This is a genomic window from Pseudomonas gregormendelii (assembly GCF_017114825.1).
Taxonomy (GTDB): domain Bacteria; phylum Pseudomonadota; class Gammaproteobacteria; order Pseudomonadales; family Pseudomonadaceae; genus Aquipseudomonas; species Aquipseudomonas gregormendelii.
On record NZ_JADEVO010000011.1, the window covers coordinates 86,234 to 106,226 of the forward strand.

16 protein-coding genes are annotated in these 19,993 nt (G+C 58.1%); 1 reads left to right on the top strand and 15 read right to left on the bottom strand.

Annotated features, from left to right (window positions below):
• Positions 1-214: 214 nt before the first annotated feature.
• The 15 genes from IMW75_RS10275 to mtnA all read right to left on the bottom strand — a co-directional run bounded on the left by IMW75_RS10275 (position 215) and on the right by mtnA (position 18,515).
• Entirely contained in the window at positions 215-1,261 is a 1,047-nt protein-coding gene (locus tag IMW75_RS10275; RefSeq protein ID WP_205892543.1) for an LPS O-antigen chain length determinant protein WzzB, read from the bottom strand.
• A gap of 381 nt (positions 1,262-1,642) precedes the next feature.
• On the bottom strand, positions 1,643-2,533 hold the full coding sequence (gene rfbA / locus IMW75_RS10280) for a glucose-1-phosphate thymidylyltransferase RfbA (RefSeq protein WP_205892544.1): 891 nt from the start codon (positions 2,531-2,533) through the stop codon (positions 1,643-1,645).
• Positions 2,530-3,423 carry a dTDP-4-dehydrorhamnose reductase gene (rfbD, locus tag IMW75_RS10285; protein WP_205892545.1) on the bottom strand — a complete coding sequence of 298 codons (894 nt, stop codon included), beginning with the start codon at positions 3,421-3,423 and terminating at the stop codon, positions 2,530-2,532. Before rfbD ends, rfbA begins: the two co-directional genes overlap by 4 nt.
• Complete coding sequence (gene rfbB / locus IMW75_RS10290; protein WP_205892546.1) at positions 3,420-4,496, bottom strand: dTDP-glucose 4,6-dehydratase; 1,077 nt, start codon at positions 4,494-4,496, stop codon at positions 3,420-3,422. Before rfbB ends, rfbD begins: the two co-directional genes overlap by 4 nt.
• A gap of 227 nt (positions 4,497-4,723) precedes the next feature.
• A complete protein-coding gene (locus IMW75_RS10295; protein WP_205892547.1) occupies positions 4,724-4,960 on the bottom strand; it encodes a lipopolysaccharide assembly protein LapA domain-containing protein in 237 nt (78 codons plus the stop codon).
• 27 nt (positions 4,961-4,987) lie between these two features.
• Positions 4,988-5,284, bottom strand: a complete 297-nt coding sequence (ihfB, locus tag IMW75_RS10300) for an integration host factor subunit beta (protein WP_003218804.1) — start codon at positions 5,282-5,284, stop codon at positions 4,988-4,990.
• 151 nt (positions 5,285-5,435) lie between these two features.
• Positions 5,436-5,714 carry a hypothetical protein gene (locus IMW75_RS10305; protein ID WP_205892548.1) on the bottom strand — a complete coding sequence of 93 codons (279 nt, stop codon included), beginning with the start codon at positions 5,712-5,714 and terminating at the stop codon, positions 5,436-5,438.
• Positions 5,715-6,051: 337 nt separating this feature from the next.
• The gene (rpsA, locus tag IMW75_RS10310) at positions 6,052-7,746 is read right to left on the bottom strand and encodes a 30S ribosomal protein S1 (RefSeq protein ID WP_045060593.1); all 1,695 of its coding nucleotides are present in this window, start codon (positions 7,744-7,746) and stop codon (positions 6,052-6,054) included.
• A gap of 119 nt (positions 7,747-7,865) precedes the next feature.
• Entirely contained in the window at positions 7,866-8,555 is a 690-nt protein-coding gene (gene cmk / locus IMW75_RS10315; protein WP_045060592.1) for a (d)CMP kinase, read from the bottom strand.
• Complete coding sequence (locus IMW75_RS10320; protein WP_237142258.1) at positions 8,552-10,759, bottom strand: bifunctional prephenate dehydrogenase/3-phosphoshikimate 1-carboxyvinyltransferase; 2,208 nt, start codon at positions 10,757-10,759, stop codon at positions 8,552-8,554. The genes cmk and IMW75_RS10320 overlap by 4 nt, the downstream gene beginning before the upstream one ends.
• 28 nt (positions 10,760-10,787) lie before the next feature.
• Positions 10,788-11,900 carry a histidinol-phosphate transaminase gene (hisC, locus tag IMW75_RS10325; RefSeq protein ID WP_205892550.1) on the bottom strand — a complete coding sequence of 371 codons (1,113 nt, stop codon included), beginning with the start codon at positions 11,898-11,900 and terminating at the stop codon, positions 10,788-10,790.
• A gap of 12 nt (positions 11,901-11,912) precedes the next feature.
• The gene (pheA, locus tag IMW75_RS10330) at positions 11,913-13,007 is read right to left on the bottom strand and encodes a prephenate dehydratase (RefSeq protein ID WP_205892551.1); all 1,095 of its coding nucleotides are present in this window, start codon (positions 13,005-13,007) and stop codon (positions 11,913-11,915) included.
• Positions 13,007-14,092, bottom strand: a complete 1,086-nt coding sequence (gene serC / locus IMW75_RS10335) for a 3-phosphoserine/phosphohydroxythreonine transaminase (protein ID WP_045060589.1) — start codon at positions 14,090-14,092, stop codon at positions 13,007-13,009. The genes pheA and serC overlap by 1 nt, the downstream gene beginning before the upstream one ends.
• 264 nt (positions 14,093-14,356) lie before the next feature.
• Positions 14,357-17,014: a DNA gyrase subunit A gene (gyrA, locus tag IMW75_RS10340; protein ID WP_045060588.1), complete on the bottom strand. Its 2,658-nt coding sequence runs from the start codon at positions 17,012-17,014 to the stop codon at positions 14,357-14,359.
• 424 nt (positions 17,015-17,438) lie between these two features.
• Complete coding sequence (gene mtnA, locus IMW75_RS10345) at positions 17,439-18,515, bottom strand: S-methyl-5-thioribose-1-phosphate isomerase (protein ID WP_122838021.1); 1,077 nt, start codon at positions 18,513-18,515, stop codon at positions 17,439-17,441.
• A gap of 107 nt (positions 18,516-18,622) precedes the next feature.
• Between mtnA and IMW75_RS10350 the strand changes: the two genes are divergently transcribed.
• Positions 18,623-19,957: a TRZ/ATZ family hydrolase gene (locus IMW75_RS10350; RefSeq protein ID WP_205892552.1), complete on the top strand. Its 1,335-nt coding sequence runs from the start codon at positions 18,623-18,625 to the stop codon at positions 19,955-19,957.
• Positions 19,958-19,993: the final 36 nt, after the last annotated feature.

Consider the following 19,993-nt stretch of genomic DNA (forward strand, 5'->3'; position numbering starts at 1 on the left):
CACGTAATGAAATCATGCGGCCTCCGAACGACTCGAGAGTCCCGGCGTGGATTGCATTCCTCCGGATTACCGTCGAGTCGGCGGCAAACCTTATTTTGTCAGATCTCTGCCAATCTGACAGGCCCGCCTCGCCGACCAGATATTCTCACGCGATACTGGGACCTCTTCAGTATCTTCTCTAAGAGTTGGATAATTGCGTGAAGCTAGGACAAAACTACGCACTTTTTTTGGTCAGTACCAAATAACGAATCAATGCAATCATGACACCCAGTATCGTACCCAGCAGCAGTCCCAGCAGAATGATCAGGCCTTTCTTTGGCTTGATGGGGCGGTCTGGTTGTTCGATCGGACCATCTTGCCGGTAAACAGAAACGGTCTCTGGACTAACCTGCAGATCTTGATAAAAACTTTGCTTGATCTGCAACGCTCTCAGCTTTTCGATGAAGGGGTCATCAGACTTACGATTTTCCAGGTTTTCGATTTCAGCTTTGAGCGCTTTGCTACCACGCATGTAAGTCAACTGTCCATCCATTGCGGCAGACACCTCAGCGGACAGATTGCCAGAAATAATGGGAGGGTTTTGCAGACCAATTGCCTCGGCAATCGTAAGCGCTTCTCGCAACCGCGTAATAGAGTCCTGGCGGATTCGGCTCTCGGTCTCCTGAATGGTGCTGATCTGCTGACCGAGGTTCCGGGCCCGGACCTCAGCTTCGCGCGTAGTGTTTCTTATCATTTCGTTCTCGGCAGCACTACCCGCCGTGGCTGCAAATGTTTTCACCCAATCGGTGACTTGAGCGGCGTCCTCACCCTCTGCGGCGATTGAATAGCGATCTGGCTGCTCCTTGGTAGGAAAACCGATAGTCAGCTCTCTCAAGAATTTGGAATACAGTACATCTTGCGAACCACCGCGCTCTGACTCTGAGAGTGAAGGCAGGTAAGTGTCCTTAAAAAAGGCGCGACGTAATGTTTCGCTCTGCAGGCAGCGTGTGAACACGTCATAGACATCTTTGATCGTAATAGGTGTCAGTTCTGAGTCTCTGGTCCGCCCGTAGTTAAAATCGGCAATTCCGTTCAAGGTAGGCGGCTGGAGATAAACGCGGGCCTCATAGACAGGCTTAGTGACGAATGCATACGTTGCAGCTGCCAGTGTTACGACCAAGGCAACGCCCACGATCAGAAATTTTTGAGCCCACAACGCCACAACCAGTTCATACAGGTTGATCTCATTCATGCCCTGCGTGTTTGCCGGGTTGTTCGCCATATCAGGTTTAACCTTTTCAATATTTCGGTGGATTGGATGCAAATGTCATCCTCTTCAGCATCCATTTATCAGCTTCTGCCTCCCCCTTCTGACGCACTGCCATCAGATTCCTTGCGGGCGAGAATCGAACAATGGAAGAAGCGCACTGGCATCCTCCAAAAATCGGTAAAACTCGATGATTTGAGATCAATAGCGGGTTCTGTTGCTTCCCGTAGATCATCGATACAGGCAATACATATCCGGAATTTTTATCCACCAAGACGTCACCATCATCGACTGCGTGCAGTAATCCATTCCAGGGAACCTTGTCACAGAGATGGATTACTACACACGTCGGTGCTTAGCGACTTGGATAACCGCTCAGACATCAAGTCTCTCGATTCAATGGGAAGGATTATCCAGCAATTTCTGCAAATACTGACCATAGCCCGTTTTCTTCAATGCCGTTGCTTGAGCGGCCAACTGGTTGGCCGTGATCCAACCGCTGTTGTAAGCGATTTCTTCGAGACAAGCGACTTTCAGGCCCTGCCGTTGCTCAATTGTATGCACGAAGTGGCTTGCCTCAAGCAGGGAGTCGTGAGTCCCTGTGTCCAACCAAGCAAAGCCCCGGCCCAGCATTTCAACATTCAGGGCGTTTTTCTTAAGATAGGCACGATTCACATCGGTGATTTCCAGCTCACCACGCTCAGAAGGTTTAATGCTCTTTGCAATTTCCACGACTTCGTTATCGTAGAAGTACAGACCCGTGACTGCGTAGCTGGATTTTGGCTTAAGCGGCTTCTCTTCGATGCTTAAAGCTCGACCAGACTTATCAAACTCGACAACACCAAAGCGTTCCGGATCGGAAACATGGTAGCCGAACACCGTTGCGCCCTGTTGCTGGGAGGCGGCTGAGCGCAAGTTGTCGGAAAAGTGCTGACCGTAGAAAATATTATCTCCAAGAATCAGGCAGCAAGGGTCCTTACCGATGAACTCTTCACCGATGATGAAAGCTTGTGCCAACCCGTCGGGGCTAGGTTGCTCAGCATAGGAGAGCTTGATCCCGTAAAGACTCCCATCACCCAAAAGCTTCTTGAAGCACGGAAGGTCTTCAGGTGTCGAAATGATGAGGATCTCACGCATACCCGCAAGCATCAGTACCGAAAGCGGATAAAAAATCATCGGCTTATCGTAAATCGGTAGCATTTGCTTCGAAACACCCAACGTAAGTGGGTGGAGCCGAGTGCCTGAGCCGCCTGCGAGAATGATTCCTTTACGATTTGTTGTAGTCATTTGTTCAGAACTTCCATAAGCATTCGGGATACGCCACTTTGCCAATCCGGCAAGTGCAAAGAAAAATTGTCACGCAGCTTCCGAGTATTCAGTCTCGAATTCAAAGGACGGCGTGCAGGCGTTGGGTACGCGGTAGTATCTATGGGATCTACAGCTTTGACAGCCAGCTGTTGGGCGTTGGCCTTGGCGAATTCGATCACGTAAGTTGCGTAGCCATGCCATGAAACCTCACCGCTTGCTGCCAAGTGGTATAGACCTGACAGTTCTGGGCGCAGCACAACTTGCTGGATCGCTAACGCCGTCACATCTGCAATCAGATCGGCGCCCGTGGGCGCCCCTATCTGGTCAGCGATGACATTTAATGTTTCGCGATCTTTAGCCAGTCGAAGCATGGTCTTGGCAAAGTTGCTTCCACGAGCGCCGTATACCCAACTGGTGCGGAATATCAGATGCTTGCATCCGGATTCAATGACCGCTTGCTCTCCCGCCAACTTGCTGGAGCCGTAATGATTTACGGGGGCGACGGCATCAGTTTCCTGCCAAGGCGTAGAGCCCTGCCCGTTGAAGACGTAATCGGTGGAGTAGTGAATCAGCCAGGCACTCATGGCTGCAGCTTCTTCTGCCATGACCTTAGTTGCCAGACCGTTAACCGTGTCTGCCAATTCCGTTTCCGACTCTGCCTTGTCCACGGCGGTGTACGCGGCGGCGTTGACGATGATGTCAGGCTTGACCTGACGAATCGTCGCGCGCAATGCGTCGAGATCAGACAGGTCGCCCGACAAGCCATCATGTGTTTGACGATCCAGTGCGATCAGCTCACCCAGTGGAGCGAGGGAACGTTGGAGCTCCCATCCGACTTGACCGTTTTTGCCCAACAGGAGGATTTTCATGCTTTGCCCGAGCGATCCGAGTAGTTCTGGTCGATCCACTGCTGGTAGCTTCCGCTTTTAACGTGCTCTACCCACTCCGTATTACCCAGGTACCATTCAACCGTCTTGCGAATGCCGGTTTCGAAGGTCTCTTCCGGCGTCCAGCCCAGCTCCCGCTGTATTTTGCTGGCATCGATAGCGTAGCGCTGGTCATGCCCAGGACGGTCCTGAACGTAGGTGATCAGGCTGGCATGCGGACGATGTGCGGAGTCTGGACGCAGTTCATCGAGCAATGCGCACAAGGTGTGCACCACTTCGATGTTTTGCTTTTCGTTATGTCCGCCGATGTTGTACGTCTCGCCAATTACGCCTTCAGTGACGACTTTATAAAGTGCACGGGCATGATCCTCGACGTAAAGCCAGTCACGTACCTGATTACCTTTACCGTAAACAGGGAGAGGCTTTCCGTCCAGCGCATTGAGGATGATCAGCGGGATCAATTTCTCAGGGAAGTGGCACGGGCCGTAGTTGTTCGAGCAATTGGTCACCAGTGTTGGCAGACCGTACGTGCGCGCCCAAGCACGTACCAGGTGATCGGAACTGGCCTTGCTGGCGGAGTACGGCGAGCTTGGCTGGTAGGGTGTCGTTTCGGTGAAAAGATCTTCGGGACCTTCCAGGTCTCCATATACTTCATCAGTTGAAATATGATGAAAACGGAAACTGGCTTTACGCGTATCGTCTAACGCCAGCCAGTAATGCCGTGCGGCTTCCAGCAAGGTGTATGTGCCGATGATATTGGTCTGGATGAATTCAGACGGGCCGGAGATTGAACGATCGACATGAGACTCTGCGGCCAGGTGCATGATCGCGTCCGGCTGGTGTTCGCGCAAAACCCTATCGACCTGGTCACGGTCACAAATATCAACGCGCTCGAATACATACCGGGAGTCTTGGCTGACCCCTGCCAAAGACTCAAGGTTACCGGCGTAAGTGAGCTTATCGACGTTCACGACTGAGTCGGAAGTGTTGGAGATGATGTGACGGATCACCGCCGAACCAATGAATCCGGCGCCGCCGGTTACTAGAATTTTCACGCGAAACATACCCTTGAGTTACTGACAGGGCCGCCAACCGAGCACTGTCTAATCCATTAATGCAAAAGCCGGCAATGACCCGAGGCTACTTGCAGAGTCAGTCTGCCCGACCTCGGAACCAGCCGCTTTCGGACAAGCGAAGCATTTTACAGCTTAATGACTATTTTACTAATGGATGTAGACAAGCAGCGGCTAAAGGAAAACACATTTTTCGATACGGGCCGTGCTCAACCGGGATAATTGGACCGTAAGGATTTACGCTTGATGAACCAACCGAGCAAAGGTCCGATCAACATTCCCATCAGAAGGGCGAAAAGCATCGCCAGTGATACAGGTAGCTGTGGCCCTGACCAACCAAGGAACAAGAGAGAAACCGACTGCTGATTCTCGAGCACGAATGCGAGAGTCGCCAGAACCAGCAACAGAACAAATACGGCCAGCACCACGCGCTTCAAGTTACGCATCAGCAACTCCTCGAAAATCAAAGGCTGTCAAACCCCCTCCTCCTCATCCTCATTAACCCGATCCCGCAGCTCCTTCCCCGGCTTGAAATGCGGAACGAACTTGCCATCCAGGCTAACCGACTGCCCGGTCTTGGGATTGCGCCCTACCCGCGGTGCGCGGTAGTGCAATGAGAAGCTGCCAAAACCTCGGATCTCGATTCGATCCCCGGTGGCCAGGCATTGGGACATTTGTTCAAGCATGGTCTTGATGGCCAGCTCCACATCCTTGGATGAGAGCAGCCCTTGATGGGTGACAATTCGTTCGATCAACTCCGACTTCGTCATATTTTTCCCTTCTTTTTCAAGCAGCTAGATCAGCGCTTCAAAGGTTTTAGCACGCTCGGAGCCATTTGAACAGTCCAAGATTTGACATATCGTTACCGGCTTTGAGTCGCCCTATTTGCGGGCGTCTCAAGCTGGCGGGCCGCTTGTTCAGTCACCTGCAAATCACCACCATGGTGCGTGTCAGGTAGCCTGCGGGATTAAAACCGAATGGGTATTCATCCTCGTCCTTGGCGTCATCCGACCTTGCAATAACCTTGTAGCCTGCCGCTTTGCACTCCTTGTCGGCGCGCTTGCGGCATTTCTCCCAACCCGAGCCCAGGCCGGAGCAATCGATCTCTATCCCGCTGACACCACGCACCGCATGGGTCTTGGCGCTGGTGGTGCAGCCTGCCAGTGCCAGTACTGCTATGGCGACCATGAGCTTGTTCATGCACTTCCTTATTAGTCAGGCACCCTACCGGAGGGTGCTTGCGCCCTATGCTCTAGAGTAGCTGCAAATAAGCGATTGATCCTGTTAAAGAAAGGGACAGTTTGGTGGGGGTGTTGGTTCAGCGGATGATGCGCGTGGGGCCGATAAAGATCAAAAGATCAAAAGATCAAAAGATCAAAAGATCAAAAGATCAAAAGATCGCAGCCTTCGGCAGCTCCTACGGGGGGGGATTGGGGATATTCGGGATTTGGAGGGGAATTGGGGAATGGGGGTTTGCTGAATCGCAGGCGTAAAAAAGGGCGACCGAAGTCGCCCTTTTTCTATGGTCTGACAGAACTTAGTTCTGTTTTTCCATTTGTGCACGCAACAGGTCGCCCAGAGTGGTAGGACCAGGAGCAGCGGTATCCGAAGCTGGCTTGTCGCGCAGGCTTTGGATTGCTTCTTTCTCTTCTTCAACGTCTTTCGACTTGATGGAGAGCTGGATTACACGGCTCTTGCGGTCAACGCTGATGATCTTGGCTTCTACTTCTTCGCCTTCTTTCAGAACGTTGCGCGCGTCTTCAACGCGGTCACGGCTGATTTCGGAGGCTTTCAGAGTCGCTTCGATATCGTCGGCCAGAGTGATGATGGCGCCTTTAGCGTCAACTTCCTTCACGATGCCTTTAACGATTGCGCCTTTGTCGTTCTCTTGAACGTACTCGGAGAACGGATCGCTTTCCAGTTGCTTGATGCCCAGGGAGATGCGCTCGCGCTCTGGGTCAACCGACAGGATAACGGTGTCCAGCTCGTCGCCCTTCTTGAAGCGGCGAACGGCTTCTTCGCCCACTTCGTTCCAGGAGATGTCGGACAGGTGAACCAGACCGTCGATGCCGCCGTCCAGACCAATGAAGATACCGAAATCGGTGATCGACTTGATGGTGCCGGAGATTTTATCGCCCTTGTTGAACTGGCCAGAGAAATCTTCCCATGGGTTAGATTTGCACTGCTTGATGCCGAGGGAGATGCGACGACGCTCTTCGTCGATGTCCAGAACCATAACTTCCACTTCGTCGCCGACTTGTACGACTTTCGAAGGGTGGATGTTCTTGTTGGTCCAGTCCATTTCGGAAACGTGTACCAGGCCTTCAACGCCTTCTTCCAGCTCAGCGAAGCAGCCGTAGTCGGTCAGGTTGGTTACACGAGCGGTAACGCGAGTGCTTTCTGGGTAACGGGCTTTGATAGCAACCCATGGATCTTCGCCCAGCTGCTTCAGGCCCAGGGAAACACGATTGCGTTCGCGATCGTACTTCAGAACCTTGACATCGATCTCGTCGCCAACGTTGACGATTTCCGATGGATGCTTGATGCGTTTCCAAGCCATGTCGGTAATGTGCAGCAGGCCATCGACGCCACCCAGATCGACGAATGCGCCGTAATCGGTGAGGTTCTTGACGATACCTTTGACTTGTTGGCCTTCCTGCAGGGATTCCAGCAGAGCTTCACGCTCAGCGGAGTTCTCGGCTTCGAGGACGCTACGACGGGAAACGACAACGTTGTTGCGTTTCTGGTCAAGCTTGATGACCTTGAATTCCAGCTCTTTGCCTTCCAGGTGCGTGGTATCGCGCACAGGACGGACGTCAACCAGGGAACCTGGCAGGAACGCACGGATGCCGTTAACGTCGACAGTGAAGCCGCCTTTAACCTTACCGTTGATAACGCCCTTGACCACTTCCTCAGCTGCGAAGGCTGCTTCCAGAACGATCCAGCACTCAGCGCGCTTGGCTTTTTCACGGGACAGCTTGGTTTCACCGAAACCGTCTTCTACCGAATCCAGAGCAACGTGAACTTCGTCACCGACATTGATAGTCAGATCGCCAGCGTCGTTGTAGAACTGCTCAAGCGGGATGAGTGCTTCAGACTTCAGGCCAGCGTGAACGGTTACCCAGCGAGCTTGGTAATCGATATCAACGATAACACCGGTGATGATGGAGCCTGCCTGAAGGTTCAGGGTTTTTAGGCTTTCTTCAAAGAGTTCCGCAAAGCTTTCGCTCATTTTAATTCCTGAGTATAAGGGCGAAGAATACGCCCATCTCCACATCCCAGACGACGTGGGTTACGTTCATTTAAAGAAGCACTGCAGGACTATGACTGGTCCCCTGTTGCGCTTCTTGGTCACCCGGCGATATCGCGAATGGCGATCTCGCTCATGATGCGTTGCAGCACCTGGTCGATGGATAATTCCGTGGAATCCAGCTGTATGGCGTCAGCCGCCGGCTTGAGCGGGGCTACCGCTCGCTGGGTGTCACGCTCGTCGCGGACACGTATCTCATCTAGCAGACTCGACAGACTAACACCATCGACTTTGCCCTTCAACTGCAAGTATCGACGGCGCGCACGTTCCTCGGCACTGGCGGTGAGGAAAATCTTCAATGGCGCGTCCGGAAAAACCACCGTACCCATGTCGCGGCCATCGGCTACCAGCCCCGGAGCTTCCTGAAAAGCCCGCTGGCGCTGCAGCAGAGCGTCGCGCACGGCCGGCAAGGCGGCCACTTGGGAAGCCCAGGCGCCGACCTGTTCGTTGCGCAAGTCATCGGTCACATCGTCGCCTTCGAGGATGATGCGCTGCGGATGACCTTCGGTTGCGCCGACGAACTGCACGTCCAGATGAGCGGCCAGCAGCTTCAGCGACTCTTCATTCGTCAGGTCGACACCGTGGTTGCGTGCGGCAAAAGCCAGCAGGCGGTAAAGCGCACCGGAATCCAGCAGGCACCAGCCCAGGCGCTTGGCCAGTATGCCGGCGATGGTGCCCTTGCCCGACCCGCTTGGGCCGTCGATGGTAATGACCGGTGGCTTGATGTTCACGACTGAGCCTCTTGAGCAACGCGGATGCCGACCTGCGCGCACAGCGCGAGGAAGTTGGGGAACGAGGTCGCGACGTTCGCGCAATCATGGATGCGAATCGGCGCGGTGGCGCGCAGGGAGGCAACGCTGAAGGCCATGGCGATCCGGTGGTCGCCGTGACCGTGCACTTCGCCGCCGCCAATCAGGCCGCCGTCGATGATGATGCCGTCCGGGGTCGGTTCGCATTTCACACCCAGCGCCGACAGGCCGTCGGCCATGACCTGGATCCGGTCCGACTCCTTGACCCGCAGTTCTTCGGCGCCACGCAGGATGGTCCGACCTTCGGCGCAAGCAGCTGCGACGAACAATACCGGGAACTCGTCGATCGCCAGTGGAACCAGCGCTTCGGGAATCTCGATACCTTTGAGCTTAGCTGCACGAACGCGCAGGTCCGCCACCGGCTCGCCGCCCACTTCACGCTGGTTTTCCAGGGTGATGTCGGCGCCCATCAGGCGCAGGATGTCGATCACGCCGGTACGGGTCGGGTTGATGCCGACGTGCTCGAGCACCAGCTCAGAGCCCTCAGCGATCGACGCCGCCACCAGGAAGAACGCCGAGGACGAGATATCGCCCGGCACTTCAATGTGGGTAGCGGTCAGTTTGTGCCCGGACTCGACCGACGCGGTAGCGCCCTCGACGCTGACCGGGTAGCCGAAGCCACGCAGCATGCGCTCGGTATGGTCGCGAGTCGGTGCCGGCTCGGTGACGGTAGTCTTGCCTTCGGCGTACAGGCCAGCGAGCAGCAGGCAGGATTTAACCTGGGCACTGGCCATTGGCATGGTGTAGGTCAGGCCTTTGAGCTTGTTGCCACCGCGAATGACCATCGGCGGACGACCTTCGGCCGCCGTCTCGATCACTGCGCCCATTTCGCGCAGCGGGTTGGCGACGCGGTTCATCGGGCGCTTGGACAGCGAGGCATCGCCGGTCAGGGTGCTGTCGAAGTCCTGCGCAGCCAGCAGGCCGGACAACAGGCGCATCGAAGTACCGGAGTTACCCAGGTAGATCGGGCCCGGTGCAGGCTTGAGGCCATGCAGGCCGACGCCATGGATGGTCACGCGCCCGTGGTGCGGACCTTCGATCACCACGCCCATGTCGCGGAAGGCTTGCAAGGTCGCCAGGGCATCTTCGCCCTCGAGGAAACCTTCCACTTCGGTGACGCCTTCGGCGAGGGAGCCAAGCATGATCGAACGGTGGGAAATCGATTTGTCGCCTGGTACTCGAATCCGCCCAGTCAGGCGGCCACCAGGTTGTGCCAGGAAAATCAGGTCGTTGGAGTTCATAGCGTCCACATAAGCCCGGCGGGCCAGGATTTTACTGAAATGTTCGCGGGCAACCCGGGCGCGAGTGAATACGCCCAACAATTGGTGCCCATCCCCTGCATCGACCGCGTCGCGCAAGGCGTCGAGGTCGCTGCGAAATGTATCGAGTGTGCGCAGGACAGCTTCGCGGTTGGCGAGGAAGATGTCGTGCCACATGACCGGGTCGCTGCCCGCGATTCTCGTGAAATCGCGGAAACCGCCGGCAGCGTAACGGAAGATCTCAAGATTTTCATTGCGCTTGGCCAATGAATCGACCAAACCGAAGGCGAGCAGGTGCGGCAAATGGCTGGTAGCCGCCAGTACTTCGTCGTGACGCTCGACCTGCATATGCTCGACATCGGCACCCAGTTCGCGCCACAGGCGATCGACCACCGCCAAAGCGGCCGGATCCGTTTGCGCAAGCGGCGTCAGGATGACTTTATGGCGACGGAACAGCTCGGCATTGGAGGCTTCCACCCCGCTCTGCTCGGAACCGGCGATCGGATGCCCCGGCACGAAGCGCGACGGCATGCCGCCGAACGCCTCGGTGGCCGCACGCACCACGTTGCCCTTGGCGCTGCCGACATCGGTCAGGATCGCCTGGCCCAGGTCCATGCCGGCCAACCGGGCGAGCATTTTCTCCATGGCCAGGATCGGCACGGCGAGCTGGATCACGTCGGCACCCTGACAGGCCAGCGCCAGGTCTTCTTCGCAGCGATCCACCACACCCAGCTCAACCGCCAGTTTGCGCGACTGCGGATCAAGATCGACCCCCACCACTTCGCGGCACAGGCCACTTTCGCGCAACCCCTTGGCAAAGGAACCACCGATCAAGCCCAGGCCGACCACCACCACGCGCCCGATCATAGGCGCCGCAGGTTGCAGTGCAGTGACATCAACCACGGGCCAGAACCTTGGTCAGCGCCTCGAGGAAGCGGCTGTTTTCGGCAGGCAAGCCGATGGTGATGCGCAGGTGGTTCGGCATGCCGTAGTTGGCCACCGGCCGCACGATCACCCCTTCACGCAGCAACCCCTGGAAGACCGGCGCCGCGACGCGACCCAGGTCCACGCAGATGAAGTTGCCTTTGGACGGGATCCAGCTCAGCCCCAGCTCACGGAAACCCGCTTGCAGCTGCTGCATGCCGGCTTCGTTCAGGCGTCGGCTTTCAGCCAGGTAGTCGCTGTCCTGCAACGCCGCACAGGCCGCGGCGAGGGCGAGGCTGTTGACGTTGAATGGCTGGCGCACCCGATTCAGCACATCGGCCACTACGGCGGTAGACAACCCGTAGCCAACGCGCAGCGCCGCCAGGCCATAGGCCTTGGAGAAGGTACGCGACACCAGCAGGTTCGGGTAAGCCGCCAGGTAGTCGAGGCCGTCCGGCAGGTCGCTGCCTTCGGCGTATTCGATGTAGGCCTCGTCCAGCACGACCAGCACATGCTCCGGAACGTCCTGGAGGAATTCATCCAGGGCTTCGGCGCCGAACCAGGTGCCGGTCGGGTTGTTCGGGTTGGCGATGAAAATCACGCGGGTATTGGCATCGATCGCCGCCAGCATGGCCGTCAGGTCGTGCCCCCAGTCTTTCGCCGGGATCACTCGCGCCTCGGCGCCAACGGCCTGGGTCACGATCGGATAGACGGCAAACGCGTGCTCGCTCAATATCGCGTTCAGGCCCGGCGCCAGGTAAGCCCGCGCGACCAGTTCGAGGATGTCGTTGGAACCGTTGCCCAGGGTCACCTGATCAAGTTCGACGCGGCACTGTTGGGCCAGCAGGGTCTTGAGGGCAAAACCGTTGCCGTCCGGATAGCGGGTGAGCTCGGCCAGCGCTTCGCGGATGGCGGCCAGGACCTTGGGACTGGCGCCCAGCGGGTTTTCGTTGCTCGCCAGTTTGACGATGCTGGCCGGATCGATGTCCAGCTCGCGCGCCAGTTCGTCCACGGGCTTGCCCGGAACGTAAGGCGAAAGTTGTTGCACGCCCGGCTGTGCCAGAGCGAGGAAGTTACCACTCATGTGCTATCGCCCTTAGAGAACTGCTTTGGGGTAGGAGCCCAGCACTTTAAGCGCCACGGCCTCCTGGCTGATCTTTTTCAGTACACCCTTGATCAACGGATCACGGTGATGGCCGACGAAGTCGATAAAGAACACATAGGTCCATTTACCACTGCGCGAAGGACGCGTCTCGATTCGAGTCAGGTCGATGCCATTGTCGTGGAAAGGCACCAGCAGCTCGTGGAGCGCGCCCGGCTTGTTGCTCATGGAAACGATGATCGAGGTCTTGTCATCACCGGTCGGCGGCACTTCCTGGTTGCCGATCATCAGGAATCGCGTGGAGTTGTCCGGGCGATCCTCGATTTTCTCAGCAAGGCGGGTCAGACCGTACAGGCCTGCGGCCATGTCACCGGCAATCGCCGCCGAGTTCCACTCGCCCTTGACCCGCTTGGCCGCTTCGGCGTTGCTGGAAACCGCCACGCGCTCGACGTTCGGGTAGTGCGCGTCCAGCCACTTGCGGCACTGGGCCAGGGACTGGGCATGGGAATAGATACGGCTGATGCTGTCGGTCTTGGTGTTTTCACCGACCAGCAGATGGTGGTGGATGCGCAGCTCGACTTCGCCACAGATCACCATGTCGTGTTCCAGGAAGCTGTCGAGGGTGTGGTTGACCGCGCCTTCGGTGGAGTTTTCCACCGGCACCACGCCAAAATTCACCGCCCCCGCCGCCACTTCACGGAACACTTCATCGATCGCCGCCATCGGCTTGCTGATCACTGCATGGCCGAAGTGTTTCATGGCAGCTGCCTGGGTGAACGTGCCCTCAGGGCCGAGGTAGGCCACTTTCAGCGGCTGCTCGAGGGCCAGGCACGAGGACATGATTTCGCGAAACAACCGCGCCATCTCTTCGTTGCCCAGCGGCCCCTGGTTACGCTCCATCACGCGTTTGAGCACCTGGGCTTCACGCTCAGGACGATAGAACACCGGCACTTCGCCTTCGGCCAGGGAGGCCATCTTTACTCGCGCAACTTCCTGGGCACACCGTGCACGCTCGCTGATCAGCTCCATGACCTTGGTGTCCAGGGCGTCAATGCGAACGCGCAGTGCCTTGAGTTCTTGCTCAGACATTAGCCGTGTTCCTTCTCGAACTCTGCCATGTACGAAATCAGTGCGTTGACCGCAACGATATCGACGGCGTTATAGATGGAGGCGCGCATGCCGCCCACGGAACGATGGCCCTTGAGGTTCAGCAGGCCACGTTCTTCGGCACCGGCCAGGAACGGCTTGTCTAGACGGTCGTCCGCCAGGCGGAACGGCACGTTCATCCACGAGCGGTCGGACTTGTTGATCGGGTTGCTGTACAGGCCGCTGGCATCGATAAAGTCATACAGCGTGCGCTGTTTCACTTCGTTGAGCTTGCCGATGGCCTCGACGCCGCCCTGCTCCTTGAGCCATTCGAACACCAGGCCGGACAGGTACCAGGCCAAGGTCGGCGGGGTGTTGTACATCGAGCCGTTGTCGGCCGCGACCTTGTAGTTGAGCATGGTCGGGCACAGGGAACGGGCGCGCCCGAGCAGGTCTTCGCGAACGATGTTGACCACGATACCGCTCGGGCCGATGTTCTTCTGGGCGCCGGCGTAGATCATGCCGAAGCGCGACACATCGATTGGACGCGAGAGGATGTCCGAGGACATGTCGGCAACCAGCGGGACGTCACCGGTTTCCGGGACCCACTGGAATTCCAGGCCGCCGATGGTTTCGTTCGGGGCGTAGTGGACGTAGGCGGCGTCTTTGGACAGCTGCCACTCGTTCTGGCCAGGAATGGCGAAGTAGTCGTAGGGCTTGGCAGTGCCGGCAACGTTGACGTGACCGTAGCGCGAAGCTTCTTCGATGGCTTTTTGCGACCAGATACCGGTGTCGATGTAGTCGGCAGAGCCGCTTTCCGGCAGCAGGTTCAGCGGAATCTGGGCGAATTGCTGACTGGCGCCACCCTGCAGGAACAGCACTTTGTAGTTGGAGGGGATATTGAGCAGATCACGCAGATCCTGCTCGGCCTTGGTGGCGATGGACACGAACTCATCGCTGCGATGGCTCATTTCCATGACCGACAGGCCCTTGCCATGCCAATCAAGGAGTTCACCCTGAGCGCGCTTCAGGACAGCTTCGGGAAGCGCCGCAGGACCGGCACAGAAGTTATAGGCTCTCTTGCTCACATCCAATCTCGCTCTGATTTGGTGGTAGTCACGCAATAAATCTGAAAACTGAAGACTCTGGAAACTCTGGATATCTGGACATGTTGATATCTGTAGGAGCTGCCGAGTGAAACGAGGCTGCGATCTTTTGATAGTACGGACAAGGCAAGATCAAAAGATCGCAGCCTCGTTTCACTCGGCAGCTCCTACGGGTTCTACATTCCATATTCAAACAGGCGAAACAACAAGGGGGCGAATTTTCATCCGCCCCCCCTGTGTGTCCGCTTATTCCTGCGGTTCTTCGTCGGCTGCGGCATCGAGTTGCTGGTCTTCACCAGCGTCGTCGATCACGACTTCACCGTCGAACACTGCACCTTCCTCACCTTCTTCCAGTTCTTCGCCCTCGACTTCCGAAGGCTCCTGAACCCGCTCCAGGCCTACCAGCGTTTCGTCGCTGGCCAGCTTGATCAGGGTCACGCCCTGGGTGTTACGACCCAGGCTGGAGACTTCGTCGACTCGGGTACGAACCAGGGTGCCCTGGTCGGAAATCAGCATGATCTCCTCGCCATCGAGCACCTGAACCGCGCCAACCAGGCGGCCGTTGCGATCGTTGCTGACCATGGCGATGACGCCCTGACCACCACGCTTGTACTCAGGGAACTCGGAGATCGCCGTGCGCTTGCCGTAACCACGCGCCGAAGCGGTGAGGATCTGGCTGCCTTCTTCAGGGATCAGCATCGAAATCAGCTTCTGCCCTTCTGGCAGGCGCATGCCGCGCACGCCGCGGGCGGTACGGCCCATGGCACGTACGTCGGATTCCTTGAAGCGAGTGACCTTGCCGCCGTCGGAGAACAGCATGACTTCACGCTCGCCGTCGGTGATCGCGGCGCTGATCAATACGTCGCCTTCGTCCAGCTCCAGCGCGATCAGGCCAACGCTGCGTTGACGGCTGAAGGATTCCAGCGGGGTCTTCTTCACGGTGCCTTTGGCAGTCGCCATGAAGATGAAGTGACCTTCGGTGTATTCCTCGACCGGCAGCATGGTGGTGATGTATTCATCACTGTCCAGCGGCAGCAGGTTGACCAGCGGACGACCACGGGCAGCGCGGGACGCTTCCGGGATTTCGTAGGTTTTGAGCCAGTACACCTTGCCTTTGCTGGAGAACAGCAGCAGCGTGGTGTGGCTGTTGGCTACCAGCAGGTGAGCGATGTAGTCCTCATCCTTGACGCCGGTGGCCGACTTGCCTTTACCGCCACGACGCTGGGCCTGGTACGCAGCCAATGGCTGGGTTTTGGCATAGCCACCGTGGGAGATGGTCACGACGCGTTCTTCTTCCGGGATCATGTCACCCAGGGTCAGGTCGAGACGGGCATCGAGGATTTCGGTGCGACGCACGTCGCCGTATTCGGCGCGGATCACTTCCAGCTCTTCGCGGATCACTTCCATCAGGCGCGTGGCGCTGTTGAGGATGCGGATCAGCTCGCCGATCTGGTTGAGAATCTCCTGGTATTCGGCCAGCAGCTTCTCGTGCTCCAGACCGGTCAGGCGGTGCAGGCGCAGTTCCAGGATGGCCTGCGCCTGCTCTGGCGACAGGAAGTACTTGCCTTCGCGCAGACCGTATTGCGGGTCCAGGGTCTCTGGACGGCAAGAGTCAGCACCGGCGCGTTCGACCATCGCAACCACGGCGGAAGATTCCCACGCAGTCTTGATCAGCGCTTCCTTGGCTTCCGATGGTGTCGGCGAAGCCTTGATCAAGGCGATGACCGGGTCGATGTTCGACAGGGCAACCGCTTGACCTTCCAGGATGTGACCACGTTCGCGGGCTTTACGCAGCTCGAACACGGTACGACGGGTCACGACTTCGCGACGGTGACGAACGAAGGCTTCCAGCAGGTCCTTGAGGTTCAGGATCCGCGGACGGCCGTCGATCAGCGCGACGATGTTGATACCGAACACCGCTTGCAGCTGGGTCTGGGCGTAGAGGTTGTTGAGGATCACCTCAGGCACTTCGCCGCGACGCAGCTCGATCACGACGCGCATACCGTCCTTGTCGGACTCGTCGCGCAGTTCGGTGATACCTTCGAGCTTCTTCTCTTTGACCAGCTCGGCGATCTTCTCGATCAGGCGGGCCTTGTTCAGCTGGTAGGGCAGTTCGGTGATGACGATCTGCTGGCGACCACCGACCTTGTCGATGTCTTCGATCGTCGAGCGGGCACGCATGTAGATGCGCCCGCGACCGGTACGGTAGGCTTCGATGATGCCGGCGCGACCGTTGATGATCGCGGCGGTCGGGAAGTCCGGACCCGGGATGTATTGCATCAGCTCATCGATGGTCAACTCAGGGTTGTCGATGAGGGCCAGGCAACCGTCGATGACTTCACCGAGGTTGTGCGGCGGGATGTTGGTCGCCATGCCCACGGCGATACCGCTGGAGCCGTTGACCAGCAGGTTGGGAATACGGGTCGGCATGACCGCCGGGATCATTTCGGTGCCGTCGTAGTTCGGCACCCAGTCCACGGTTTCTTTGTGCAGGTCAGCCAGCAGCTCGTGCGCCAGCTTGGTCATGCGCACTTCGGTGTATCGCATGGCTGCGGCGTTATCGCCGTCCACCGAACCGAAGTTGCCCTGGCCGTCTACCAGCAGGTAGCGCAGCGAGAATGGCTGCGCCATCCGAACGATGGTGTCGTACACCGCGGTATCACCGTGCGGGTGATACTTACCGATCACGTCACCGACAACACGGGCAGATTTCTTGTACGGCTTGTTGAAGTCGTTGCCCAGCTCGCTCATCGCGAACAGCACACGCCGGTGCACGGGCTTCAAGCCATCGCGCGCATCCGGCAGTGCCCGCCCGACAATTACGCTCATTGCGTAGTCGAGGTAGGACTGCTTCAGCTCGTCTTCGATATTGACCGGGAGGATTTCTTTGGCCAGTTCGCCCATGAGAAGCCTGATTCCTTTTTCTGGTGAAACCTCGTCACATCCATATGGGACGAACGAAGCTCGCCGCTGCAGGCTGAGTGCCATGCACCGACTTACGACAAATCACGAGTTATGCATGGATCTGCGCAGTAAAGACAGCCGCATCGGGCTACCTTGGAAACCGCCGAATGTTATCACAAGAGCCGCCACGCACCTATCCCCTTGATGCGCATGGAGTGTAGTTAGTTGACTGGTGGCGGGCTTGAAGAGGACGAGAGAGGCTCAGAGCTACTGAAAATGCAGAATCAGGCGCCAAATTACGACGGTTTACTGACTTTCAGACCCTAGTCGCCAGCAGGCTGGCTCCCACATTGATCCGAATCGATCACAAACCCTGTGGGAGCCAGCCTGCTGGCGATGGCGTCCCGTGGAACGCCACTAATAATCAATGCAGACGCTTGCGGCACATCAACTGCGCCATCTTCGCGGTGTCCGGACGCTCGACAATGCCCTTCTCGGTCACGATCGCATCGATCAGGTCCGCAGGCGTCACGTCAAACACCGGGTTGAACGCATCGACATCCGCGCCGACCCGCTTGCCGCCGACTTCCAGCAACTCGCGCCCGTCACGCTCCTCGATCGGAATGTCGTCGCCGCTCGCCAGTTGCATGTCGATGGTCGAACTCGGCGCCACCACCATGAAGCGTACGCCGTGGTGCATGGCATTGACCGCCAGCTGATAGGTGCCGATCTTGTTCGCCACATCGCCATTGGCCGTGATCCGGTCAGCGCCGACGATGACCCAGGTAATGCCTTTGGTCTTCATGATATGCGCTGCCGCGGAGTCGGCGTTGACCGTCACCGGGATGCCTTCATTTGCCAGCTCCCAGGCCGTCAGCCGTGAACCCTGCAGCCACGGCCGGGTTTCGTCGGCATAAACGCGCTCGACCATGCCTTCGATGAACGCACCGCGGATCACCCCCAGCGCCGTGCCGAACCCGCCAGTGGCCAGCGCGCCGGTGTTGCAATGGGTGAGGATCGCCTGGGCGTTACCCTGGTGCTTGCGGATCAGGTCCACGCCCAGTTGTGCCATGGTCAGGTTGGCTTCGCGATCACTTTCGTGAATGGCAATGGCTTCAGCTTCCAGCGCCGCCAGCGGGTCAGCCTGACTCTTCACGCGATCAAGCCGATCATGCATGCGCCCCAGTGCCCAGAACAGGTTGACCGCAGTAGGTCGAGAGTCGGCCAGCAGGGCAAAATCCTCTTCCAGCGCCGCATACCAGTCGCCGCCTTGGGCAACCCGGGCGCGCGCCGCCAGCACGATGCCATAGGCCGCACTGATGCCAATCGCCGGAGCGCCACGCACCACCATCGAGCGAATGGCCTCGGCGACACCGGCGGCGTCGGTATAGGCGATCCAGGTTTCCTCGAACGGCAGAACACGCTGATCCAGCAGGTACAGGGCGCCATCACGCCAATCGATGGCCTTCACTTTCTCCGCAGCCAACAGTCGATCGCGCATTATTCACCCCGCACTCAGAAACAAAGCCGCCGATTATAGCGATCCCCCCGCCAAGACGCTCGGGTATACTTCGCCATCCTTTACAAAAGCCCTGGAACCGATCCTCGATGCCGAACACTGCCGCTGCGCTCGACCTGTTGTTGCTGCCGACCTGGCTGGTACCCATCGAACCCGCTGGCGTAGTCCTCAAGGAGCACGCCATCGGCATCCGCGACGGGCGCATCGTATTTATCGGCCCTCGCAGCGCGGCATTGAAGCTTGAGGCCCGCGAAGTACGGGAATTGCCGGACATGCTGCTCAGCCCGGGCCTGATCAATGCCCACGGCCATGCGGCCATGACGCTGTTCCGTGGCCTGGCCGATGACCTGCCCCTGATGACCTGGCTGGAAAACCACATCTGGCCCGCCGAAGCCAAGTGGGTCGATGAAGAATTCGTGCGTGACGGCACCGACCTGGCAATCGCCGAACAGATCAAAGGCGGCATCACCTGCTTCTCTGACATGTACTTCTTCCCCAAGGTTGCCAGCGAGCGCGTGCACAACAGCGGTATTCGCGCGCAAATCGCGATTCCGATCCTCGACTTCCCCATTCCCGGCGCCAGCACGGCGGACGAAGCCATTCGTCAGGGCGTGGAGCTGTTTGGCGATCTCAAGCACCATGAGCGCATCAGGATCACCTTCGGCCCCCATGCACCCTACACGGTGGGCGACGAAAACCTGGAGAAAATCCGCGTGATCGCCGAAGAGCTGGATGCCTCCATTCACATGCACGTGCATGAGACAGCTTTTGAAGTGCAGCAGTCGGTAGAACAGCGCGGCGAACGCCCGCTGGCCCGGCTCGCTCGCCTGGGACTGTTGGGGCCGCGCTTCCAGGCGGTGCACATGACCCAGATCAGCGATGAAGACCTGCAACTGCTGGTAGAAAGCAATACCAACGTTATCCACTGCCCGGAGTCGAACCTCAAGCTGGCCAGCGGATTCTGCCCGGTGGAGCGTTTATGGCAGGCCGGGGTCAATGTCGCCGTGGGTACCGATGGTGCCGCCAGCAACAATGACCTGGATTTGCTCGGCGAAACCCGCACCGCTGCGTTGCTGGCCAAGGCCGTCGCCGGCTCGGCCACCGCCCTGGATGCCCATCGCGCGCTGCGCATGGCCACGCTCAACGGCGCCCGGGCGCTGGGGATCGATGCCGAAGTGGGTTCGCTGGAAGTCGGCAAGGCGGCGGACATCGTGGCGTTCGATCTGTCCGGGCTGGCGCAACAACCCGTGTATGACCCGGTTTCGCAGCTTATATATGCCACCGGTCGCGACTGCGTGAAACACCTGTGGGTCGCCGGCAAGCAATTGCTCGACGACCGTCGCCTGACCCGCCTTGACGAAGAGCACCTGTGTGCCACCGCCAAGGCCTGGGGCCAGCGCATCAGCGGCCGCACCGAATCGTAAGCCCCCCGGAACAGATTCCGGGGCAACAGGATTTTT